Annotated in this window: 21 protein-coding genes; 15 read left to right on the forward strand and 6 right to left on the reverse strand. The window is 64.5% G+C overall.

What is annotated here, in order from left to right; genetic code table 11:
* Positions 1-60 precede the first annotated feature (60 nt).
* From gcl to NAO55_RS19620, 6 genes are all read left to right on the forward strand, one after another.
* Positions 61-1,842 (forward strand): glyoxylate carboligase, encoded by a 1,782-nt coding sequence (gene gcl / locus NAO55_RS19595; RefSeq protein WP_011914204.1) that lies wholly within the window; start codon positions 61-63, stop codon positions 1,840-1,842.
* Positions 1,843-2,015: 173 nt separating this feature from the next.
* Positions 2,016-2,798 (forward strand): hydroxypyruvate isomerase, encoded by a 783-nt coding sequence (gene hyi / locus NAO55_RS19600; RefSeq protein WP_102839793.1) that lies wholly within the window; start codon positions 2,016-2,018, stop codon positions 2,796-2,798.
* A gap of 72 nt (positions 2,799-2,870) precedes the next feature.
* Positions 2,871-3,761, forward strand: a complete 891-nt coding sequence (locus tag NAO55_RS19605) for a 2-hydroxy-3-oxopropionate reductase (protein ID WP_102839792.1) — start codon at positions 2,871-2,873, stop codon at positions 3,759-3,761.
* Between the two features lie 323 nt (positions 3,762-4,084).
* On the forward strand, positions 4,085-5,356 hold the full coding sequence (locus NAO55_RS19610; protein ID WP_102839791.1) for a glycerate kinase type-2 family protein: 1,272 nt from the start codon (positions 4,085-4,087) through the stop codon (positions 5,354-5,356).
* A 56-nt stretch (positions 5,357-5,412) separates the two neighbouring features.
* On the forward strand, positions 5,413-6,828 hold the full coding sequence (gene pyk, locus NAO55_RS19615) for a pyruvate kinase (protein ID WP_102839790.1): 1,416 nt from the start codon (positions 5,413-5,415) through the stop codon (positions 6,826-6,828).
* A gap of 92 nt (positions 6,829-6,920) precedes the next feature.
* Positions 6,921-7,769 carry an urea transporter gene (locus tag NAO55_RS19620; RefSeq protein WP_102839789.1) on the forward strand — a complete coding sequence of 283 codons (849 nt, stop codon included), beginning with the start codon at positions 6,921-6,923 and terminating at the stop codon, positions 7,767-7,769.
* 11 nt (positions 7,770-7,780) lie between these two features.
* On the opposite strand, the gene NAO55_RS19625 is transcribed toward NAO55_RS19620, so the two are convergent.
* Complete coding sequence (locus NAO55_RS19625) at positions 7,781-8,005, reverse strand: DUF2188 domain-containing protein (protein WP_102839788.1); 225 nt, start codon at positions 8,003-8,005, stop codon at positions 7,781-7,783.
* Between the two features lie 264 nt (positions 8,006-8,269).
* Here NAO55_RS19625 and hmpA point away from each other — a divergent pair, with 264 nt between their 5' ends.
* The 4 genes from hmpA to pncB all read left to right on the forward strand — a co-directional run bounded on the left by hmpA (position 8,270) and on the right by pncB (position 11,597).
* Positions 8,270-9,448, forward strand: coding sequence for an NO-inducible flavohemoprotein (gene hmpA, locus NAO55_RS19630; protein WP_102839787.1), 1,179 nt, complete (start codon positions 8,270-8,272; stop codon positions 9,446-9,448).
* 50 nt (positions 9,449-9,498) lie between these two features.
* On the forward strand, positions 9,499-9,750 hold the full coding sequence (locus NAO55_RS19635) for a hypothetical protein (protein WP_102839786.1): 252 nt from the start codon (positions 9,499-9,501) through the stop codon (positions 9,748-9,750).
* A 202-nt stretch (positions 9,751-9,952) separates the two neighbouring features.
* Positions 9,953-10,123 (forward strand): con-10 family general stress protein, encoded by a 171-nt coding sequence (locus NAO55_RS19640; protein ID WP_102839785.1) that lies wholly within the window; start codon positions 9,953-9,955, stop codon positions 10,121-10,123.
* A gap of 280 nt (positions 10,124-10,403) precedes the next feature.
* Positions 10,404-11,597 (forward strand): nicotinate phosphoribosyltransferase, encoded by a 1,194-nt coding sequence (pncB, locus tag NAO55_RS19645; RefSeq protein WP_102839784.1) that lies wholly within the window; start codon positions 10,404-10,406, stop codon positions 11,595-11,597.
* Positions 11,598-11,645: 48 nt separating this feature from the next.
* Here the strand turns inward: pncB and NAO55_RS19650 are convergent, their stop codons facing one another.
* Positions 11,646-12,842: a GGDEF domain-containing protein gene (locus NAO55_RS19650; RefSeq protein WP_063540052.1), complete on the reverse strand. Its 1,197-nt coding sequence runs from the start codon at positions 12,840-12,842 to the stop codon at positions 11,646-11,648.
* A gap of 359 nt (positions 12,843-13,201) precedes the next feature.
* On the opposite strand from NAO55_RS19650, the gene NAO55_RS19655 reads away from it, so the two are divergent.
* Complete coding sequence (locus tag NAO55_RS19655; protein ID WP_102839783.1) at positions 13,202-15,124, forward strand: autotransporter domain-containing SGNH/GDSL hydrolase family protein; 1,923 nt, start codon at positions 13,202-13,204, stop codon at positions 15,122-15,124.
* Positions 15,125-15,186: 62 nt separating this feature from the next.
* Here the strand turns inward: NAO55_RS19655 and NAO55_RS19660 are convergent, their stop codons facing one another.
* A complete protein-coding gene (locus NAO55_RS19660; RefSeq protein WP_063540054.1) occupies positions 15,187-16,083 on the reverse strand; it encodes a hypothetical protein in 897 nt (298 codons plus the stop codon).
* A gap of 361 nt (positions 16,084-16,444) precedes the next feature.
* On the opposite strand from NAO55_RS19660, the gene NAO55_RS19665 reads away from it, so the two are divergent.
* Positions 16,445-16,717, forward strand: coding sequence for a hypothetical protein (locus NAO55_RS19665; protein ID WP_102839782.1), 273 nt, complete (start codon positions 16,445-16,447; stop codon positions 16,715-16,717).
* A gap of 8 nt (positions 16,718-16,725) precedes the next feature.
* On the opposite strand, the gene NAO55_RS19670 is transcribed toward NAO55_RS19665, so the two are convergent.
* Positions 16,726-17,616, reverse strand: coding sequence for a LysR family transcriptional regulator ArgP (locus NAO55_RS19670; RefSeq protein ID WP_102839781.1), 891 nt, complete (start codon positions 17,614-17,616; stop codon positions 16,726-16,728).
* 92 nt (positions 17,617-17,708) lie between these two features.
* Here NAO55_RS19670 and NAO55_RS19675 point away from each other — a divergent pair, with 92 nt between their 5' ends.
* From NAO55_RS19675 to NAO55_RS19685, 3 genes are all read left to right on the forward strand, one after another.
* Entirely contained in the window at positions 17,709-18,317 is a 609-nt protein-coding gene (locus NAO55_RS19675) for a LysE/ArgO family amino acid transporter (protein ID WP_102839780.1), read from the forward strand.
* Between the two features lie 393 nt (positions 18,318-18,710).
* Positions 18,711-19,292 (forward strand): superoxide dismutase, encoded by a 582-nt coding sequence (locus NAO55_RS19680; protein WP_003299885.1) that lies wholly within the window; start codon positions 18,711-18,713, stop codon positions 19,290-19,292.
* 286 nt (positions 19,293-19,578) lie between these two features.
* Complete coding sequence (locus NAO55_RS19685) at positions 19,579-21,639, forward strand: putative bifunctional diguanylate cyclase/phosphodiesterase (protein ID WP_102839779.1); 2,061 nt, start codon at positions 19,579-19,581, stop codon at positions 21,637-21,639.
* A 152-nt stretch (positions 21,640-21,791) separates the two neighbouring features.
* Here NAO55_RS19685 and NAO55_RS19690 read toward each other — a convergent pair whose 3' ends face one another.
* Together NAO55_RS19690 and NAO55_RS19695 are read right to left on the reverse strand one after the other, a co-directional pair.
* Positions 21,792-22,685: a GIDE domain-containing protein gene (locus NAO55_RS19690; protein ID WP_102839778.1), complete on the reverse strand. Its 894-nt coding sequence runs from the start codon at positions 22,683-22,685 to the stop codon at positions 21,792-21,794.
* Entirely contained in the window at positions 22,686-23,258 is a 573-nt protein-coding gene (locus tag NAO55_RS19695; RefSeq protein WP_102839777.1) for a LemA family protein, read from the reverse strand. It lies immediately after the preceding gene.
* Positions 23,259-23,362: the final 104 nt, after the last annotated feature.

A 23,362-nucleotide genomic window follows, 5' to 3' on the forward strand; every position in this document is an offset into this window, starting at 1 on the left:
CGCAGCAGGGCCGACGCGCAGCAGATCGTGAACAGATTCCAAGAATCAGGAGGAAGACCAATGGCCCGAATGAGAGCAATCGATGCCGCCGTCGCGGTGTTGCGCAAGGAAGGCATCGACACCGCCTTCGGCATCCCCGGAGCCGCGATCAATCCGCTGTATTCCGCCCTGCGGGCCGATGGCGGCATCCGTCATATCCTCGCCCGCCACGTCGAGGGTGCCTCGCACATGGCCGAGGGCTACACCCGTGCCAAGCCGGGCAACATCGGCGTGTGCATCGGCACCTCCGGCCCGGCCGGCACCGACATGATCACCGGCCTGTACTCGGCTTCCGCCGACTCCATTCCGATCCTCTGCATCACCGGGCAGGCACCGCGTGCCCGCCTGCACAAGGAAGATTTCCAGGCCGTGGACATCGAGTCCATCGCCAAGCCGGTCACCAAGTGGGCGGTCACCGTACTCGAGCCGGCACTGGTCCCGCGCGTGTTCCAGCAGGCCTTCCACGTGATGCGCTCCGGCCGCCCCGGCCCGGTGCTGATCGACCTGCCGTTCGACGTGCAGATGGCCGAGATCGAGTTCGACGTAGACACCTACGAGCCGCTGCCGGTCTATAAGCCGGCGGCAACCCGCAAGCAGATCGAGAAAGCCATCGACATGCTCTGCGCCGCCGAGCGCCCGCTGATCGTCGCCGGTGGCGGCATCTACAACGCCGCGGCCGAGGCCTTGCTGGTGGAATTCGCCGAGACCGTGGGCGTGCCGGTGATCCCGACGCTGATGGGCTGGGGCTCGATCCCCGACGACCATCCGCTGATGGCCGGGATGTGCGGGCTGCAGACCAGCCACCGCTACGGCAACGCGACCCTGCTCGAATCCGACTTCGTGCTCGGCATCGGCAACCGCTGGGCCAACCGTCACACCGGCTCCGTGGAGACCTATACCAAAGGCCGCACCTTCGTTCACGTCGATATCGAGCCGACCCAGATCGGTCGGGTGTTCGCGCCGGATTACGGCATCGTCTCCGACGCCCGCGCCGCGCTGGAGCTGTTCGTCGACGTGGCCAAGGCACGCAAGGCCGAAGGCCGTCTGCCGGATCGCCGCGCCTGGGCCGCCGACTGCCTGGAACGCAAGCGCACGATGTTGCGCAAGACCAACTTCGACAGCGTGCCGATGAAGCCGCAGCGCGTGTACCAGTGCATGAACAACGCCTTCGGCAAGGACACCTGCTACGTCAGCACCATCGGCTTGTCGCAGATCGCCGCCGCGCAGTTCCTGCATGTCTACCAGCCGCGCCACTGGATCAACTGCGGCCAGGCCGGCCCGCTCGGCTGGACCATTCCGGCGGCGCTCGGTGTGGTCGCCGCGGACCCGGCGCGCAAGGTGGTGGCGCTGTCGGGCGACTACGACTTCCAGTTCATGATCGAGGAACTGGCCGTCGGCGCGCAGTTCAAGCTGCCCTACCTGCACATCCTGGTGAACAACGCCTACCTCGGGCTGATCCGCCAGGCGCAGCGCGGCTTCGACATGGATTACTGCGTGCAGCTGGGCTTCGAGAACATCAATGCCGACCAGAGCGGCATGGAAGGCTACGGCGTCGATCACGTCGCGGTGGTCGAGGGCCTGGGCTGCAAGGCGCTGCGCGTGTTCAAGCAGGAAGACCTGCGCCCGGCCATCGAGCAGGCCCAGGCCTGGATGGCCGAACACCGCGTGCCGGTGGTGATCGAGGTGATCCTCGAGCGGGTGACCAACATCGCCATGGGCACCGAGATCGACGCGATCAACGAGTTCGAGGCGCTGGCCGCAGGCCGCGAAGACGCACCGACCGCGGTTGGATTGCTGGATTGAGTCAACCGTAACCAGACGCGTGGAAGACGCTTCGCGGTCTTCCATCCTACGAACACTTCGGACCGTAGGGTGGATATCGCGAAGCATATCCACCGCAAACGCAACACCCAGGGTGGCCACCACACCACCGCAATGCGAAACCGAATGTGATCCCTACAGATCAGGAGAAAACCATGCCCCGCTTTGCCGCCAACCTGTCGATGCTGTTCACCGAGCAGGACTTTATGGACCGCTTCGCCGCTGCCGCCCAGGCCGGCTTTTCCGGTGTCGAGTACCTGTTCCCCTATGACTTCCCTGCCGAGCAGATCAAGGCTCAGCTGGATGCCAACAAGCTGACCCAGGTGCTGTTCAACCTGCCGGCCGGTGACTGGGCCGGCGGCGAGCGTGGCATCGCCATCCTGCCGGAGCGGGTCGAGGAGTTCCGCGCCGGCCTGGACAAGGCCATCGCCTACGCCAAGGTGCTGGGCAACACCCAGGTCAACTGCCTGGCCGGCATCGCCCCGCGCGGTGCCGATCTCGGCCAGCTGGAAATCACCTTTATCGAAAACCTGCGCTACGCCGCGCAGAAGCTCGAGGAGGCCGGCATCCGCCTGGTGATGGAGATGATCAACACCCGCGACATCCCGCGCTTCTTCCTCAACAACACCTCCCAAGCGCAGGAGATCCGCGGCAAGGTCGGTCACGCCAATCTGTTCCTGCAGTACGACATCTACCACATGCAGATCATGGAGGGAGACCTGGCGCGCACCATCGAGACCAACTTGGCGGCGATCAACCATATCCAGCTGGCGGACAACCCCGGACGCAACGAGCCAGGCACCGGCGAAATCAACTATCGCTTCCTGTTCGAGCATCTGGATCGCATCGGCTACCAGGGCTGGGTCGGCTGCGAATACAAGCCGGCCACCACCACCGAAGCCGGCCTTGGCTGGCTGAAGAGCCACAACGCCATCTGACCAACAGCGCGCCGCCCAGGCAGCAACGCGTGCCGCACAGCGGCATGCACCATAGAATCGAGGAGAACACTCATGGCTAAAATCGGATTCATCGGCACCGGCATCATGGGCAAGCCCATGGCAATCAACCTGCAGAAGGCCGGCCACCAGATCTTCCTGTCCCAGCACCACGACCAGGCACCGGCCGAACTGACCGAAGCCGGCGCCATCGGCCTGGCCAATCCGCAGGAAGTCGCCCAGGAAGCCGAGTTCATCATCGTCATGGTCCCGGACACCCCGCAGGTCGAGGACGTGCTGTTCCGCGCCGACGGCGTTGCCGCCGGCGTCGGTGCCGGCAAGGTGGTGATCGACATGAGCTCGATCTCCCCCACCGCCACCAAGCAGTTCGCCGAGAAGATCAAGGCCACCGGCGCTGAATACCTCGACGCCCCGGTATCCGGCGGTGAGGTGGGCGCCAAGGCCGCCACCCTGTCGATCATGGTCGGTGGTAGCGAAGCGGCCTTCGAACGCGCATTGCCGCTGTTCCAGGCGATGGGCAAGAACATCACCCGCGTCGGCGAGAGTGGCGACGGCCAGACGGCCAAGGTCGCCAACCAGATCATCGTCGCGTTGAACATCCAGGCGGTCGCCGAGGCGCTGCTGTTCGCCGCGAAGAACGGGGCCGATCCGGCCAAGGTGCGCGAGGCACTGATGGGCGGTTTCGCCGGCTCGAAGATTCTCGAGGTGCATGGCGAACGCATGATCAAGGGCACCTTCGACCCGGGCTTCCGCATCAGCCTGCACCAGAAGGACCTCAACCTGGCCCTGGCCGGCGCCCGCGAGTTGGGTCTGAACCTGCCCAACACCGCCAATGCCCAGCAGGTGTTCAGTACCTGCGCGGCGATCGGCGGCAGCGGTTGGGACCACTCGGCGCTGATCAAGGGCCTCGAGCACATGGCCAATTTCTCGATCCGCAAGGAGTAAAGCCTTCGAGCGCGCTGCGTCGGGCCTTGCGGCCCCACCTTCAGGGACAGACAGACCGGGTGGTGGGTCACCGCAACGCCCGCGCAGCGCCGCTCAAAGGGCCGGGCCAGAGGTGCGTCAGGTCGGAATCATCGCGTCTCCCCACGACCAGCATGACCTGCGCATCTCAGCCCGACCGCCGTCACCAGACGGCACCTTTTCGATTCGCCCGGCACAAGGAGTCACGGCCCGACGGCCGGGCGGGTCGATTTCAACCCTTAGCGCTTGCTTCGGCGAGCCCTAAGGTCTGGAATCGGCTGCAGACCTCATACAAGGAGCTTCAGATGACCCTCGACCCACAAGCCCTGCTGCGCCAGCTGTTCGACAGCGCCATCGAAGCCGCCCATCCGCGCCATGTGCTCGCCGACCATCTGCCCGAAGACCGCAGCGGCCGCGCCATCGTCATCGGCGCCGGCAAGGCGGCCGCGGCCATGGCCGAAGCCATCGAAAAGGTCTGGGAAGGTGAACTGTCCGGGCTGGTGGTGACCCGCTACGAGCATCACGCCGACTGCCGGCGTATCGAAGTGGTGGAAGCCGCACACCCGGTCCCGGACGATGCCGGCGAGCGCGTCGCCCGCCGCGTGCTGGAGCTGGTCAGCAACCTCGAGGAAAGCGATCGGGTGATCTTCCTGCTCTCCGGCGGCGGCTCGTCATTGCTGGCATTGCCGGCCGAAGGCATTTCGCTGGCCGACAAGCAGGCGATCAACAAGGCGCTGCTGCGCTCCGGCGCGCACATCGCCGAGATGAACTGCGTGCGCAAGCACCTCTCGGCGATCAAGGGCGGCCGCCTGGCCAGGGCCTGCTGGCCGGCCAGCGTGTACACCTATGCGATTTCCGACGTGCCCGGCGACGAAGCGACGGTGATCGCCTCCGGCCCCACCGTCGCCGACCCCACCACGTCGGCCGAGGCGCTGGCGATTCTCGAGCGTTACCACATCGAGGTGCCGGCCAATGTGCGCGCCTGGCTCAAGGATCCGCGCTCGGAAACCCTCAAGCCGGGCGATCCGATGCTCTCGCGCAGCCACTTCCAGCTGATCGCCACGCCGCAGCAGTCCCTCGATGCCGCGGCCCAGGCGGTCCGTGACGCCGGTATCACCCCGTTGATCCTCGGTGATCTGGAAGGCGAAGCACGCGAAGTGGCCAAGGTGCATGCCGGCATCGTCCGCCAGGTGGTGCTGCACGACCAGCCGATCGCCGCGCCCTGCGTGATCCTGTCCGGCGGCGAGACCACCGTCACCGTGCGCGGCAACGGACGCGGCGGGCGCAATGTCGAGTTCCTGCTCGCCCTGACCGAAGCGCTGCAAGGCCTGCCCGGCGTTTACGCCCTGGCCGGCGACACCGATGGCATCGACGGCTCGGAGGACAACGCCGGCGCGCTGATGACCCCGGACAGCTTTGCCCGCGCCGAGGCGCTGGGCCTGCGTGCCGCCGACTCGCTGGCCGACAACGACGGGTATGGCTATTTCGCCGCGCTGGACAGCCTGATCGTCACCGGCCCGACGCGCACCAACGTCAACGACTTTCGCGCCATCCTGATCCTGCCGTCGTCGGATTGACGGCCTCCGCCTCGTTCAGGCGCGCATCAGAACAACAACTGCCCCAGAGCACCGCCATGACACACGACAAGAAGGTCAAGATCCTCGCCACCCTCGGCCCGGCCACCCGCAGCGTCGATGACGTGCGCGCACTGGTCGAGGCCGGCGTGAACCTGTTCCGCCTGAACTTCAGCCACGGCGAGCACAGCGACCACGCCGAGCGCTTCGCCTGGATTCGCCAGGTCGAGCAGGAGCTGAACCAGCCGATCGGCATCCTCATGGACCTGCAGGGGCCCAAGCTCAGAGTCGGCCGTTTCGCCGCCGGCAAGGTCCGCCTTGAGCGTGACCAGGCCTTTCGCCTGGATCTGGACCCGACACCGGGCGACAGCCGCCGCGTGAACCTGCCGCACCCGGAGATCATCGCCGCGCTGGAACCGGGCATGCAGCTGCTGATCGACGATGGCCGTCTGCGCCTGACGGTCACCGAGCGCCATGCCGACGCCATCGATACCCGCGTGGTGGCCGGCGGCGAGCTGTCCGACCGCAAGGGCGTGAACGTGCCAGAGGCGGTGCTGGAGCTTTCGCCGCTGACGGCGAAGGACCGCCAGGACCTGACCTTCGGCCTCGAGCTGGGCGTGGACTGGGTGGCGCTGTCGTTCGTGCAGCGCCCGCAGGACATCCAGGAGGCGCGCAAGCTGATCGGCGAGCGGGCCTTCCTCATGGCGAAGATCGAGAAGCCCTCGGCGGTGCAGCACCTGCGCGAGATCGCCCGGCTGTCCGACGCGATCATGGTGGCGCGCGGCGACCTGGGCGTGGAGGTGCCGCCGGAGAACGTGCCGCGTATCCAGAAGGACATCGTGCGCATCTGCCGCCAGCTCGGCCGCCCGGTGGTAGTGGCGACGCAGATGCTCGAATCCATGCGCTTCGCGCCGGCCCCGACCCGCGCCGAGGTCACCGACGTGGCCAACGCGGTGGCCGAGGGCGCCGATGCGGTGATGCTGTCGGCGGAAACCGCCTCCGGCGACTACCCGCTGGAAGCGGTGAGCATGATGAGCAAGATCATCCGCCAGGTGGAAAGCGGTCCGGACTTCCAGGCGCAGCTCGACGTGCACCGACCCAATGCCGAGGCCACGCTGCCGGATGCCATCAGCTGCGCGATCCGCCGGATCAGCGGCATCCTGCCGGTAGCGGTGCTGGTCAACTACACCGAGTCCGGCCGTTCCAGCCTGCGCGCCTCGCGCGAGCGGCCGGCCACGCCGATCCTCAGCCTGACGCCGAGCACCGCCACCGCACGCAAGCTCACCGTGGCCTGGGGCGTGTATTCGGTGGTGGATGCGCCGATGCGCGACATGGAGCAGGTCAGCAGCCACGCCGTCGAGCTGGCGCAGGCGCAGGGCATGGCCGAAAGCGGCGACACGGTGCTGATCACCGCCGGCGTACCGCTGGGCCAGCCGGGCACCACCAATTCGCTGCGCATCGAAGTCCTGCCCTGACAGGAGCCGGGCGCTGGCCCGGCCGTTTCTCTTCGACTTCGCCGCCGGCTCCTTGCGAGCCGGTGCCCTTGCGCTCGCCTCGGATTTCGTCGATGCCCGATCCTTCGCAGCTGCGCGCCGTGCTGCATGCCTTCGCCCAGATCTTTCTGCAGCGCCATGCCGGCTGCGGGGCGCTGATCATGCTCGCACTGGCCAGCGGCGCCCCAGCACAGCTTGCCGGTGCGTTGTGCGGCGTACTGGTCGCCCACGGCGGCGCCAGCTGGCTGGGCTGCTCGGCGGCTGACCGCAACGACGGCCTCTACGGTTACAACGCCGCCTTGCTGGGCGCGCTGCTGGTTGATCTGCTGGGATTGACCGGCACCAGCCTGGCACTGGTCGGCGTCGCGGCGCTGGCCAGCTGTCCGCTGCAGGCCTGGCTGCTCGCTCGGCTACGCTGCGGTGACGGCCTGCCGGGCTTCACCCTGCCCTTCATGCTGATCGGCCTGCTCGCGCTGTTGTGCATCGCGCCGGTGTCGGTTTCATCGCCCGATGTCCCCGCACCCGACGCAACGACGCTGCGCGACGCCTGGTTGCTGGGTATCGGTCAGGTGGTGTTTCTCGATGCACCGCTCGCGGCGGCCTGCCTGCTGGTGGCCGTCGCCCTGGCCTCGCTGCGCGATGCATTCTGGCTGCTGACGGGCTCGGCGTTGGGGCTGCTGCTGGCGGGCCCGCTCGGTGCGCCCTGGTCCGATGGTCTGGCCGGGTTCAACCCGGCCCTTGCCGCGCTGGCCCTGGCGCAATGGCGAGGAGGCTGGCGCCTGCCGCTCTTGGGCATGCTCGCCGCCGTGGCAATCTGGCGGGCGTGCATCGAGCTGGGCCTGCCGACCCTGACCCTGCCGTTCCTGCTGGCGACCTGGCTGGGGCTGACGCTGCGTGCGCCCCGCCCCGACCGGGTCGAATAGCCCACCAGGCCTCAGCCTCCGGTTGCCAGTGGGTCCTGCTCCTGGGGGTAGCGATGCTCCTCCGCGACCTCGCCATTCTCGGCATGCACCTTGACGAGAGAAGTACGCAATTTCATGTAATCCCGCGTCTCGTCGAGGATGTCCTCGCGCCGTGCGGCTTCGATCAACGCACGCTGATCGCCCTCTTCGCGCAGCACCCAACGGTCGTCTTCGTGAGTGATGTGGTAGATCTCCATGTGCCTGTCTCCTTGGTTATGACTGATGAGTCCTATATGAAAGCGGGCAAGCGGCGAGGTTCGGCCTCGCCGGCAACAGGGTTCTCACAACCATGAAAGGTGATTAGCACCCCGACGATCGAGGGTGAAATTCACCATGAAGGCCGGGAGAACCTTGATTCAAGTCAATTCCAACCTGGAACGATTGTTGAAACACCTCTGGCACAACGGCACGTGTTCGCTTCGACGAACACCGTCCGGTTTTTCCCACCAGAGGAGTATTCAATGCTTTGCGCTGAACAGATCGCCCTAATCAAAGCCACCGTGCCATTGCTGGAAAGCGGCGGCGAGGCGCTGACCACTCACTTCTACAAGCTCCTGCTGAGCGAACATCCCGAGGTGAAACCGCTGTTCAACCAGGCGCACCAGGCCAGCGGTGAGCAACCACGCGCACTGGCCAATGGTGTGCTGATGTACGCCCGGCACATCGACCGCCTCGAAGCCCTCGGCCCACTGGTGGCGCAGATCATCAACAAGCACGTTGCCCTGCAGGTGCTGCCCGAGCACTACCCACTGGTCGGTAGCTGCCTGCTGCGGGCCATCCGCGAGGTCCTTGGCGAGGCGATCGCTACCGATGCGGTAATCGACGCCTGGGCCGCAGCCTATCAGCAGCTGGCCGAGCTTCTCATCGGCCAGGAGGAACGGCTCTACCAGGCCAAGGCCGAAGCTCCCGGCGGCTGGCGTGGTGCGCGCCGGTTCCGTATCGCGCGCAAGGTCAGGGAGAGCGAGGAGATCACCTCGTTCCACCTGCAACCGGAGGATGGCGGGGCGCTGATGGATTTCCTGCCCGGTCAGTACATCGGCCTCAGGCTCCAGGTCGACGGCAATGAGGTACGCCGCAACTACTCGCTGTCCGCCGCCGGCAACGGCAGCGAGTACCGCATCAGCGTCAAGCGCGAACCGGGTGGTGTGGTCTCCAATGCGCTGCACGACATGCCGGAGGGCGCGACCGTCGAGCTGTTCGCGCCGGCAGGTGAGTTCGTTCTCGAACCCGGCGACAAGCCGCTGGTGCTGATCAGCGGTGGCGTCGGCATCACCCCGACGCTGGCGATGCTGGAAACGGCGCTGGCAACGTCGCGCCCGGTGCACTTCATCCACTGTGCACGCAACGCCGGGGTGCATGCCTTCCGCCGCACCGTGGATGCACTCGCCGAGCGGCATGGACAGCTCAAGCGCTTCTACTGCTACGAGGAACACGACGACTCGACTGGCGCACCGGATGCCGTCGGACGGCTGACCGAGCAGCAGCTGGCCGACTGGCTACCGGCGGACCGTGACGTCGATGCCTACTTCCTCGGCCCGAAGCCCTTCATGGCCGCCATCAAACGCCAGCTGAAATCCCTGGGCGTGCCGGAGCAGCAGACCCGCTACGAATTCTTCGGCCCGGCATCTGCCCTCGATTGACCCATCACGAAGCTCGTCACGGACGGGCCTCCTCCACAGGAGATCGAACCATGCGTCATACCCGCTCCGCTGCGCTGAACCTGATGGCCCTCGCCAGTGCCTTGATGATCGGCGGCCTGCTGTTGCTGCTGCTCGGCATCACCGGGGCGTACTTCTTCGACCACAGACTGACGATGGCCGGCATCGTCGCTGCCCATTCGCTGGTCATTCTCGGCCCGACCGCAGTCAAGATCGGCTACGTGATGCGGCTGCTGGCAGAACGCCAGGAACGTCTCGCCAGTTATTCGGCGCAACATATATAAAACAAACAAAGCGACAACTACCGTTTCGCTTGTAATTTCACGACGCCATAGTCCTACAGCGGATATGGAGAACCATTCGTCTGCACTTCGCCACAGTATGAAACTCCATCAGAGGAACCTCACTCAGACACAGTGAAGGCTGACGGAATATCTCTCTTTCAGCCGTTTGTGAAAGTGTCTATCCAATTGAGGAGAAAAACACATGGCAAATAACAATCCTGGCAACTTCGCCAACGATCGAGATAAAGCTTCCGAGGCCGGCCGCAAGGGTGGTCACAACAGCGGCGGAAACTTCGCCAACGACCGCGAGAAGGCCTCCGAGGCCGGCCGCAAGGGTGGCCAGAACAGCCACGGCGGTGGCCGCAGCAGCTAATTGCTGACGGCGTACAAAACAAGGCAGGCGCCTCGGCGTCTGCCTTGTTTTTTATAAGTCCCGATTAACTTTCCGACAACTTCCCCGGCATTTAACTCCAGCCTTCAAACTCATCAAATTCGATATTAAACAGATATCAAATGAGCACGCCGAAGCTGCCGTGCCGACCATATTCTAATTGCACGCCAGACATCTCATCGTTTCACCGATGAAAATACCGCCTGCAGTACCTACCGTTTGTCGATACCATCGGCCGGAACCCTCCAGACGGGAGCAGCCGATGAGTAGTGCATTTTCTGAGCGGATCATCCAGAGCCTGCTGGACACCGACTTCTACAAGCTCACCATGATGCAGGCCGTTCTGCACCACTATCCCAATGCCGAGGTGGAATGGGCTTTCCGCAGCCGCTCAGGGGAAGACCTGCGCCCCTACCTCGACGACATCCGCGAGCAGATCGAAGCACTCGCCGAGCTACAGATGACGCCCGAGGAGCTCGCTTATCTGGAGCGCATCCCCTACATGCAGCCGGACTTCATCCGCTTTCTCGGACTGTTTCGTTTCGACCTGCGCTACCTGCGCCTGGATGTGGAAGACGGCGAGCTGGTGATCCATCTGCGCGGCCCCTGGCTGCACGTGATTCTGTTCGAGGTGCCGCTGCTGGCGATCATCAGCGAAGTGCGCAACCGCGCCCGTTACCCGCAAGTGAGCCTGACGCAGGCGCGCGACCGGCTCGACGAGAAGCTGGCCTGGCTGCGCAGTCAGGCCGGCGAGCGAGAGCTGGCCACCTTCACCCTGGCCGACTTCGGCACACGCCGACGCTTTTCCTTCGCGGTACAGGAAATGGTGGTCGAACGTCTGCGCTGCGACTTTCCCGGCCGTTTCGTCGGCACCAGCAACGTGCACCTGGCGCGCACGCTGGACGTGAAGCCGATGGGCACCATGGCCCATGAATGGATCATGGCGCATCAGCAGCTCGGCCCACGGCTCATCGACAGTCAAATCGCCGCGCTCGACTGTTGGGTTCGCGAGTACCGGGGCGCGCTGGGTATCGCGCTGACCGACTGCATCACCATGGACGCCTTCCTGCGTGACTTCGATCTGTACTTCGCCAAGCTGTTCGATGGTCTGCGCCACGACTCCGGCGATCCTCTGGTCTGGGCTGAAAAAGCCATCGCGCATTATCGGCGACTGGGCATCGACCCGAGGACGCGCCAGCTGATCTTCTCCGACGGCCTGGATTTCGCCAAGGCGCTGCAGATTCATCGTGCACTGGCTGGTCGCAGCAATCCGAGCTTCGGCATCGGCACGGGACTGACTTGCGACATCCCGGGTGTCGAACCCACCAACATGGTCATCAAGATGACCGCGTGCAATGGCCAGCCGGTGGCGAAGATTTCCGACTCACCGGGCAAGACCATGTGCCGTGACGAAGCCTTCGTCGGTTATCTGCGACATGTCTTCGGCCTGGCGTAACGCTGCGCAGCAGCGCAGTGCCCGGCCGTCGCGACGAGTGCGTCGGGCCTAGCTTTCCAGGGCCAGCGCGCGCTCGCGCTGGGGCTTCTCCGACTCCGCTGCGCACAGCCGATTGCGGCCGCCGGTCTTGGCCAGGTACATGCGCCGGTCCGCCAGTTCGAGCAGGTCACGATAGTCATCGACCTGGTCATCGCGGCGCTCGGCAAGGCCGATGCTTGCGGTCAGCGCCAGGCCATCCGGTCGCACGCCCAGCCCCTCGCCAACGATGCGTTCGATGGCCTTGTGGGCCTGCTCCATGTCGGTCTCCGGCATGATCAGAAGAAACTCCTCGCCGCCCCACCGCAACAGGCTGTCGGAGCTGCGCAGTGTCGCTACCAGTCGTCGAGCGGCCTCACGCAGGACCTGATCGCCGGCTTCGTGGCCGTAGTTGTCGTTGATCGACTTGAAGTGATCCAGATCGATGAATGCCAGGGCCAGCGCGGAATCCTTGCGCTGCGCGCTGTCCCACTGCAGGCGCAGGATTTCCTCGCCGCTGCCGCGGGAGAACACTCCAGTGAGCGGATCGCGGATCGCCTGGCGCACCAGCGCGATCATGAACGCCAGCTGGCTCATGCTGGCCAGGCTGGCAACGCCGGCAATGAGAATCAGCAGCCAGAACGCTCCAGCGAACGATGGCCAGTTCAGCGTCGCCCAGCTGAGGTATCCGGCCAGTGCCTGCGCCAGGAGCAACAGGCTCGACAGGACCAGGTTCTCCACCAACGTCAGCGGGAAGATCGTCAGACCTGCCATCAGCACGAAAGGCAGAAAAGCGTAACCGGCACCGACCACCGCGGAGAACTGCGCCAGCTGGTAGCTGCCGAGCAGGGTATGCGACGCGATATAGAAGGCGGTGGGGATGGCAAAGAGGATAGCGATCGCGCGGTAGGCATCCAGGAGATTGCCGCTGGGCCGGTAGAACAAGAGCAGGCCAGTGAAGGCGAGGCAGGCCATCATGCGCAACCCGGCCAGCGCCAGCCAGAGCTTCGGCTCGAATACCATCAGGTCGATCAGGCTCCACAGTGGCGTCAGCACGGCGAAGAGGAAGGCGAACAGCCGCACGCGGTTGACGATCAGCGTCGCGCGACGCTGACAGAGCAGCACCGGATGGCGCCGGGGGTCGAGCAGATGGCGGAGCTCGCTGGACCTCAGCTCGCTGGGCAGCAGCGTCGTCAGTCGGTTTCGCAGCAGATCGAGAAGCGATGGCATTTTATTGTTCTGCTCCCATGTCGGGACGATCGTTTGCACGGTGAGCGCAACCCGGCGAATCCAGACGCCAGACTGGCCCTCAGCACCTTTTTCCAAGCAGGCAGTTGCTCATGGCCATGGCATTCCGTCACCCGAGTCACAAGCGCGGCAGATGGTAGCAGTTTGATATCTCCGCCTTTTGAGCCAGGACAATAAATGGCGTACGGTCAAACCGCCAGTAAGCCTTTAGTGCGATGCCCTGGGCTACCGACAATCGCCCTTTCGGGCGCTTATGCCGACGCGGCACAGCCATTAGCGTGAGCAGGTCGCCCGGTTGTCCGGCGACGTATCCAAAAAAAGAACAATAAGGAGATACCTTCGTGCATAGCGCCCTCAAGCCGCTTGCGGCAGCCGTCCTGCTCGGTTGCACGACTGCCGTCAGCGCCGCCGATAGCGGACCGTTCAGCCAGTTCATCGTATTCGGCGACTCGCTCAGCGATGCCGGCAACTTCCCCGACCTGTTGAGCCCGACCCTGGGAGGCAACCCAACGGGCGGTCTGCGCTTCACCAATCGAACCGGACCGACCTATGGCGCCGGCGAATACATCGGGGAAGTCGGCACTCAGCGACTGGCCAGCATGCTAGGCCTGCAATCGCTTCCTTCCACGCCCCTGCTACCGTCCGTACTGACCGGTAATCCGGACGGCAGCAACTACGCCGTCGGCGGCTACCGGACCGACCAGATCCTCGACTCAATCACCGACACCTCGATCGTATCGGCCGGCGGCACAACTCGTACGCGCCCTGGCTATCTGGTCGAGAACCCCCGGGTGGACCGCAATGCCCTGTACTACATCAACGGAGGCGGCAACGACATCTTCCAGTTGGGCAGCAATCCGGTGACGATGGCGCAGGCCGCGAGCAATCTGGTGGCAGGTGTCGGCGCCCTGCAAATGGCGGGAGCACGCTACATCATCGTCTCCGACCTGCCGGATGTTGGTATCACACCACTGGGGGCCAACTCAGGCCCCGTCGGGGCCGCCACACTTAACGCCCTGAGCGACCAGTTCAACATCGAGCTGGCGAGCCAGCTGCAAGCCCAGGGTGGCAATTACGTGCTGGTCAACAACCGTCTGTTGCTGGCGGAGGTTCGCGCGGACCTGGCCGCTTTCGGCTTCGACCCCAACGTCGCGCAAACTGCAGTCTGCTTCGACCCGGCATCCTCGACGTCGCCGTGTCTACCAGACCCGACCTACAGCCTGGGAGGCACAGCTCCTGATCCGAGCCGCCTGCTGTTCAACGACGCGGTCCACCCCACCACTGCGGTTCATCAGATCAGCGCCGACTACCTTTACTCGATTATCTCCGCGCCCTGGGAGGTCTCGCTTCTGCCGGAAATGGGCCACTCGGCGCTACGCGCCCACCTGCAACAGCTCGATAGCGAACTGGCCGCCCAGCGAGGCGACTGGCAGGCAGTCGGTGCCTGGCGCACTTTCGTTCAGGGCGGTTACAACCGACCTGAGTACGACGGTTACGGCGGCGGTGACGGCCACGGCCTGAGCCTGTCGCTGGGTGTTACCCATAGACTGAGCGAAGCCTGGCTCGCCGGCATCAGCCTCGGGCTGGCAGAGAACTCACTGGAGCTGGGTCGCAGCGACTCCGATTACGACATGCGCAGCTATCTGGCCACGGCCTTCGCCCGCTACGAGCAACACCGCCTGTTCGCCGACTTCAGCCTCAGCGCCGGTTATCTGGATTACCACGACCTGCAACGCACCTTCGCTCTGGGCCTCACCGAACGCGCGGAGAAAGGTGACACCGAGGGCACCGTTTGGGGTGCAGCGGCCAAGGTCGGCTTCAATCTGATGCAGCCAGGCGAGCAGATGCAGTTCGGCCCATTCGTCGGAGCCCGCTATCAAAAGGTCGAAGTGGACGCCTACAGCGAAGAGGGTGCCCGCTCCACGGCATTGAGCTATGACGACCAGGACCTGGACTCGCTGCGCCTGTCGCTCGGGTTGTTCGGCGAGTACGCCTTGAGTGAGAGAACCCGCCTGTTCGGTGAGGTTGCGCGCGAAGTGGAACGCGAGGACGACGACCGGCGCGACCTGCGCATGTCCTTGAACAGCGTGCCGGGCAACAGCTTCGAACTACCCGGTGCAACGCAGACCGGCGACCAGACGCGTTTCAGCGTGGGGCTGGCGCACCGTCTGACGCCAGGTCTGGCGCTACGCGCCAACTACCATTACCGCGGCAACGACAACCGCGACCATGGGGTGGGGCTGTCGTTAGCACTGGATCTGTAAGAAAGGGTCTGGCTGGAAGCGGCCGCCGTCGCGATACGCGCGGCGGACAAACGAGGCGGTAGTCAGCGCCCGTCGATCTGCCCTTGCAGATTGGCGATCTGGCCCTGCATGGCATTGATGGTGCGGGTGACCTGTGCGCGGAAGGAGTCGAACTCGGCCGTATTGTTGGCGCTCGGTGCCGGGCGATTCTCCAGTTCGCTGCGCAGAACCAGAATGTCCTGCTCGAGACGACTGATCGCCTGGCTCTGGTTGCCGGCCTGCTTCAGCGTCGCGACCTCCTTGCCCAGACCGTCGATTCGTGCCGCCAGCTTGGATTGCTCGTCGACTGCAGACTTCAGCGTGGCCTGCTCGCTGCGCAGGGTCTTCACCGTCTCGGCCAGGGCCGCACTGCTGCCCTGCTGGGCTTGCAGATCGGCAGTCAGGCGTTCCATACGCTTGCCCTGCTCATCCAGGCGCTGGTCCTGATTGCCCTGCCTGCCCGTCAGGCTCTGCTGCTCGGTGGCGAAGGCCTGTTGCTTGCGTGCGAGCTCCTGCGTCTGTTGCTCGAGCTGCTTGATGCGCAGCTTCACGGCTTCGCTCTCGGTCGTCACGTTGGATTCGGTAGCAACCACTTTGCCGGAGATATCCTGCAAGCGACCGGCGGCGTCTTCGCTGATCCTGGCGAAACTCTCCTGCGTGGCGACCAGCTGCAGTTCCAGCATGGCGATCTGCCGATAACTCCACCAGCCCAGCGCAGCGAGGCTGATCAACAACGCCACGACCATCACCCACAGCGGCGCGGTGCTGGCCTTCGCAGCGCCTGCCGGGCGACGCCGTTGGCGCGCACGCGAATCATCGCCGTAGTCATCCGGCGTTCGGCGAATCGGCTCGAGATCCGGCGCCGGATAGGGCTCCACACGGTCACGGCCTGCGGTCAGGCTGGGGATGTTGTCCAGTTCGTCGTGAGCATCGTTGCGCATGGGTTACCTTCGATGGCGCGGTGCGAAAAACAGCGCGCAGTATAACGGTTCGGGGTGAGGCTATCAGCGACTCACGTCTGCCATCCTGGCTGCACCGCGGTGGAGCATCGCGACGGCGACAACGCGCATCACGGTGCATTGAAAGCCTGGGCCGGTTCGATCACCGACGAGCCACTGGACGCCTTTGCGCAATGGATCGACAGCCTGCACACCTCGCCGGCCGGGGGTTTCGCTTGTCGGTCACACTTCCGCCGAGACGCAGCCAGCAGATTTGGTACGCCGCTTGCTCCGTCATCCTCGCCAGCGGATAGACACTTCCGACAGGGATGTCGGGCCTTAGGGCAATCACGAGGAATACAGCATGGAGCTGAACAAGGCAGTGATCGACTGCATGCGCGCCCTGCGCCGCAGACTGCGCGACGAACAGCAACTGGACATCCATCTCAACCAGCCGGACGCGGTGGTGGCAATGCTCGCAGCGAGCATGCGTTCAAACGACGAACTGACCCGCGAACTCGGCCGTCAGCTCGCGGCCTTCAGCGACCAGCTACCGCCCGCACCGCCGCCGGCACGTCCCGCCACCAGCAGTGGCCCGGCGGTTCGCATCTACCGAGGCCAGCGCGTGCTCGCCTGACTCGCACCTCACCCGACCAGCAGCCAGTCGCTGGCGCAACGCACCAGATGCCGCGTCAGCTCATCGAGCAGTTGTCCGCCGTTACGCCAGTGATGCCAGTACAGCGGCACGTCGATCGGCGGCCCGGACAGCACATCGACCAGTTCACCACGCGCAAGTTCGCCGCGCACCTGCAGCTCAGGCGCCAGCCCCCAGCCCAGGCCGCTTCGCAACATGCACACGAAGCCCTCCGACGAGGGGCACAAATGGTGAATGAACACCTCGCCGCCACCGACCGCCGTCATGTAACGATGCTGCAGCTGATCGTCGGGGCCGAACACCACGGCCGGGACGCGCGCCAGATCCGCGGCGTTCGCATCACGCTGAAAATGCCGCTCGATGAACGCCGGGCTGGCCAGCGCCCGATAGCGCATCGCCCCGAGAAACTGGCTGCGCGCGCCGGCCACCGGCCGCTCGGCAGCACAGACGCAGGCAGCAACCTCGCCCGCGCGCATGCGTTTGAGCCCGACGGCCTGATCTTCCACTACATGATCGAGCAACACCTGATGCTCGGCACAGAACGGCGCCACCGCGCCGGTCCACCAGGTCGCCAGGCTGTCGGCGTTCAGCGCGACGCGCAGGCGCTCCGGCAGACGGTTTTCATCGAGCGCCGGGACCTGCCCCTGCAGGTCGCGCTCGAGCAGGCGTACCTGCTGTACATGGTTGAGCAGGCGCTGGCCCAACTCGGTGGGTCTCGGCGGTGTGTCGCGCAGCAATACCGGCTGGCCGACGCGCGCCTCGAGCAGCTTGATCCGCTGTGATATAGCCGATTGCGATAGGCCCAGCGCCTGCGCGGCGCGTTCGAAGCCGGCCTGCTCCACAACCGCCGCAAGCGCGGCCAGCAATTTGTAGTCGAACATCAGTTTCCCTAATGCTACGTGAGCAAAATTGGTTTCTCTTATAGCTCGTCAATCCGCAGACTCGCCAGCAGAAAACGAACGAGGCGTGCGACATGAGTGCGATCTGGCAGAGCTATATCAACGGACTTCTGGTAGCGGCAGGGCTGATCATGGCAATCGGCGCGCAGAATGCCTTCGTGCTAGCCCAGAGCCTGCGCCGCGAGCATCACCTGCCGGTGGCGGCGCTGTGTATCGTCTGCGACGTCCTGTTGGTCAGCGTCGGGGTGTTCGGGCTGGCCGCGGTGCTGGCGAGCAGCCCGCTGTTGCTGGAAATCACCCGCTGGGGCGGTGTGGCCTTTCTGCTCTGGTACGGCACGCTGGCCCTGCGTCGCGCGGCCAGACCGCAGAGCCTGCGCAGCGAAGACGCGCAACCGCGCCCGCTACGCGCGGTATTGCTGGCCGCGTTGGCGGTGACGCTGCTCAATCCGCATGTCTATCTGGATACCGTGGTACTGATCGGCACCCTTGGCGCGCAGCAGCCCGAACCCGGGGCTTATACCCTGGGGGCCGCGAGTGCTTCGACTCTGTGGTTTCTCACCCTTGCGCTGGGCGGCGCATGGCTCGCCCCCTGGCTGGCGCGTCCGCTGACCTGGCGGCTGATCGATCTCGGCGTGGCCGCCATGATGTTCGCCATCGCCGCCCAGCTGGCATTCGCTGCCTAACAGTACGCGGCATTGCACCGCGCACCTTTTCCCACATCGTACGGAACACCACGCCCGACTATGCGGTCCACGCAAGGCGCAGCCAGTGCTTGGCATCCAAGGCGCCGCGCCGCAACCGCTCTGGAACCAATAGTCCATACAGTTGCCGCGTGGTTTTGCCGCAGGTCGGGTGCTATGATCGCTGGCTCGCAGACATGGAGCGGAAGGCTTCAGTCTGTCTGTTCGGCCGACCGTGAACGGCCAGAGATTGCGCAAGCATGTAGCGAGCGAAGGGAACGACAGAGGCAAGAGCAGGACGCGATGCAGCGCCTGCTCACCGGCTACGCCGGCAGACCCCGTACGTCCCTCCGAGCTGGCCGCATCAATCCTCGACACCTGAGTAGGAGATACATCATGGCTTTCGAATTGCCGCCGCTGCCTTACGAAAAGAACGCCCTCGAGCCGCACATGTCCGCCGAGACGCTCGACTACCATCACGACAAGCACCACGCTGCCTACGTGACCAACCTGAACAACCTGATCCCGGGCACCGAGTTCGAAGGCAAGGATCTGGAATCCATCATCAAGACCTCTTCGGGTGGCATCTTCAACAACGCCGCCCAGGTCTGGAACCACACCTTCTTCTGGAACTGCCTGGCGCCGAACGCCGGTGGCCAGCCGACCGGCGCGCTGGCTGATGCCATCAACGCCTCCTTCGGCTCGTTCGACAAGTTCAAGGAAGAGTTCACCAAGACCGCCATCGGCACCTTCGGCTCCGGCTGGGCCTGGCTGGTGAAGAAGTCCGACGGTAGCCTGGGCCTGGCCAGCACCATCGGTGCCGGCAACCCGATGACCGCTGGCGACAAGCCGCTGCTGACCTGCGACGTCTGGGAACACGCCTACTACATCGACTACCGCAACGCTCGTCCGAAGTTCGTCGAGGCGTTCTGGAACCTGGTCAACTGGGACTTCGTCGCGAAGAACTTCGCCGGCTAAGCGCCTCAGCGCCGTACAGAGAATGCCCGCACCCGTGCGGGCATTTTCATTTAAGGCTTCTGCATCACCTGCCGCTATATGCTTTATGGGCCCGTAAAGGCGCGACCCGACGGATGAATTCGGCACACGGCGGGCATTCGAGGATAATCCGCACTTGCATGCCCTGTTGTATCGCCCGCACATTCGGTGCTACTGGTTTTCCCGGTGATAACTGCCTCTTTGACGATTGCTCAATGACTATCAATACTTGCGCAACCGAGCACGTGGCGCGGAAAAGGACCTTCACTTGAAGCTGGAATTGCGCAATAGCCTGTCGCGGAAGCTCCTACGTATCGTTCTCCTGTCAGCCCTGGCGGTGGGGCTTGTGCTGAGCTGCGCACAGATCATCTTCGGCGCCTACAAGACCCGCCACCTGATCGAGGCCGACGCCCAACGCATCCTGCGCATGACCCGCGACCCGTCCACCCAGGCGATCTACAGCCTCGACCGGGAGATGGGTGCCCAAGTGATGGAGGGCCTGTTTCAGCACGAGTCGATCCGCATGGCCTCGATCGGTCATCCGGACGAAGGCATGCTGGCGCTGAAGATCCGCCCACCGATCAAACTGCCGACACGCTGGCTGACCGACCCGATCCTCGGCCGCGATCAGCAATTCTCGATTCCCCTGGTCGGTAAACCGCCCTACAACGAATATTACGGCGACCTGCGCATCACCCTGGATACCGCCCAGTACGGCCAGGAATTCATCAGCGACTCGGTGGTGATCTTCATCGTCGGCATACTGCGGGCGCTGACGCTGGGGCTCATTCTCTATCTGATCTACCAGTGGCTGCTGACTCGTCCGCTCACCAAGCTCATCGAGCACCTGGCGCAGATCAACCCGGACCGCCCCGGCGCGCACAAGCTGCCGATGATCAAGGGCCACGAAGCCAATGAGTTCGGGCTCTGGGTGGAAACCGCCAATGGCCTGCTCGCCTCCATCGAGCACAACATGCACCTGCGCCAGCAGGCCGAAAGCAGCCTGCAGCGCATGACCCAATATGATTCGCTGACCGGCCTGCCCAACCGCCAGCAGCTGCAGCGGCAGCTCGACCACATCCTCGACGAGGCAAGGCGCCTGCAACGCCGCATCGCGGTGCTCTGCCTGGGCCTCGACGACTTCAAAGGCATCAATGAACAGTACAGTTACCAGGCCGGCGACCATCTGCTCAAGGCGCTGGCCGACCGACTACGCGATTCGGGCAGCCGGCTCGGGGCACTGGCGCGACTGGGCGGCGACCAGTTCGTCCTGGTGCTCGGCGGCATCGAACAGCCCTACGAAGCCGCCGAACTGGCGCAGGAGTTGCTCGACGACCTGGAAAATCCGATTGAGCTCAATGGCCATCTGATCAGCCTGCGCGCCACCATCGGCATCACTCTTTACCCCGAAGACGGCGACAGCACCGAGAAGCTCCTGCAGAAGGCGGAGCAGACCATGACCCTGGCCAAGAGCCGCTCGCGCAACCGCTACCAGTTCTATGTCGCCAGTATCGACAGCGAGATGCGTGCACGCCGGGAGCTGGAGAAGGACCTCAGCGAGGCGCTCAAGCGGGATGAGTTCCACCTGGTCTACCAGCCACAGGTGGACTATCAGCAGAACCGCATCATCGGCGTCGAGGCGCTGATCCGCTGGAAGCACCCGCAGGGCAAGCTGGTTCCGCCGGATCTGTTCATTCCTCTCGCCGAGCAGAACGGCAGCATCATCGAGATCGGCAGATGGGTACTGGACCAGGCGTGCAGCCAGCTGCGCCATTGGCATGCGCTGGGCTACACCGGCCTGCGCGTGGCGGTGAACCTCTCGACCGTGCAGCTGCGTCACCCGCAGCTGCCGGAGATGATCGGCGAGCTGCTGCAGGCCCATCAGCTGCCAGCCGCAACCCTCGAGCTGGAGGTGACCGAAACCGGACTGATGGAAGACATCGAAGCCGCGGCACACAACCTGCACAGCCTGCGGCGCTCCGGGGCGCTCATCGCCATCGATGACTTCGGCACCGGGTATTCCTCGCTCAGTTACCTCAAGAGCCTGCCGCTGGACAAGATCAAGATCGACAAGAGCTTCGTCCAGGACATTGGCCAGGACGAAGGCGCCACCATCGTTCGAGCGGTCATCCAGCTCGGCAAGAGCCTCGGCATGACAGTCATCGCCGAGGGGGTCGAAACCCCGGAGCAGGAGGCCTATCTGATCGCCGAGGGCTGCCAGGAAGGTCAGGGCTACTACTACAGCAAGCCATTGCCTGCGCGCGACCTTGAGTTGCTCCTGCGCCAGTCACAACCCTTCGATCGGGCCGCCAATTCCGAGTTGCGCTAAGCGCAGAAGAAACGGCTTGTGCGAACGGCGGCGCGCTCACCAGGAAGGCCGGCATCCGCTACAAGCCTTGTGAACATGGAGGCGAAGTCCCGGACAACCGCAAGCGCTTGTGGGAGCCGAGTGCATCGACGCAGCCGCCGGAGCGGTACGCCTTACCAGCCGTCCACACCCAGCTGTGAGGCCAGCCATAGAGCGCCGGCCAGACACATCAGCACGCCACCCGCGGCCTGCCAGTAGAAGCGTCGAGCAAGGACCTCCTCGCCATGACTGGACAGGACGAACGGCAGCGCCTCCTGCGGAAGACTCAGCTGGTGCCGCTCCGGGGCTGCGCTGCGCTGGCGGTGCTGGTCTTCCGCTTCGAGCGTTGCAGCCAGTTGCACCCGGCGCCATTCGTGCTCGTCGAGCACGCCGTCGGCATTACTGTCGAAACGCTGCAACAGACCGGCAAAATCGCCCTTCCAGTGACGGATAACCTCTCGCCGGGCCGCGTCGAGATCAAGCCCCTGGCGCCCACCACCACTGGTGCGAAAGTCGCCGATGGCATACAGCGGTTCACCTTCGTGCAGGCGCTCCTCGGTATAGCGATAGCGCTTGCTGCCAGCAAACAGGCTCAGCCAGCCGCTCGGCGCAGTGCCGCGCGGGTGGCGCAGATCGCCGGTCCAGACCCTGCGAAAGGCCGGATGGACCTCCGCACCGCGCGGATCGATCAGGCATTCGCCGGTGGCATCGGCCAGACGCAGCCAGGCATCGCTGACACCTCGCTCGACCACGCGCCAGCTGCTGCGCTTACCGTTGGAGCGGTACTCCTCGATACGGTAGCGCCACCACAGGCACTGCTCACCCGTCAGCGGCGCCACCGGCTGCGGCACCGCCAGTTCGCGCAGGATGCCAACCAGCTCGACATAACCCTGGGCAGCCGAGCGGATGCGCGAGGTTGGCGTGTCGAGCAGATGGCGAGCACGTGCCCACCGCCCAATGCTTAACCCTGCACCACCGACGGCGAGGGCACCGGCTGCGACAAGGCTGAAGACCTGAGCGAAATCCATTTAGCCAAACAGCGCCTTCAGATTCACATCGGCCTTCTCTGCCTCGCTGAACTGCAGCAGAGCCGCCTCCTTGAAGCCGAACAGACGTGCAAGGATGACGTCGGGAAACTGTTCGATGCGCACGTTGTTCAGATTGACCGCTTCGTTATACAGCTCGCGCCGATCGGCAATGCCGCTCTCCAGTCCACTGATGCGCTGCTGCAGATGGCGAAAGCTTTCGTCGGCCTTGAGCTGCGGATAGTTCTCGGCCAGCGCGAACAGCCGCCCGAGCCCAGCGCGCAGCCCGGTCTCGGCCTGCCCCAGTGCACCGACATCACCCTGCTCACGCGCACTGGAAACGGCATTGCGAGCTCTGATCACCTGCTCCAGCGTGCTGCGCTCGTGCTGCATGTACTGCCGACAGGTCTCCACCAGCTTGGGCAGTTCCTCGTGGCGCTGACGCAGCAGCACATCGATGTTGGCCCAGGCCTTACCGACTCCATGTTTGAGGCGGACCAGCCCGTTATAGAGAGTCACCGCATACGCAGCGATAAGGAACAGGATTACCAGCACAGCCACTACGCCAAGGCTCATCGTCGCGTCTCCGGGGATAGATAAGCAAATCGCCAGCATTCTACCGACGGGGGCGGAACGGAATAGAGAGCCCGTGCACGCATTGGCTTTGCACAAAATGAAAA

Source organism: Stutzerimonas frequens, assembly GCF_024448335.1.
Classification (GTDB): Bacteria; Pseudomonadota; Gammaproteobacteria; order Pseudomonadales; family Pseudomonadaceae; genus Stutzerimonas; species Stutzerimonas frequens.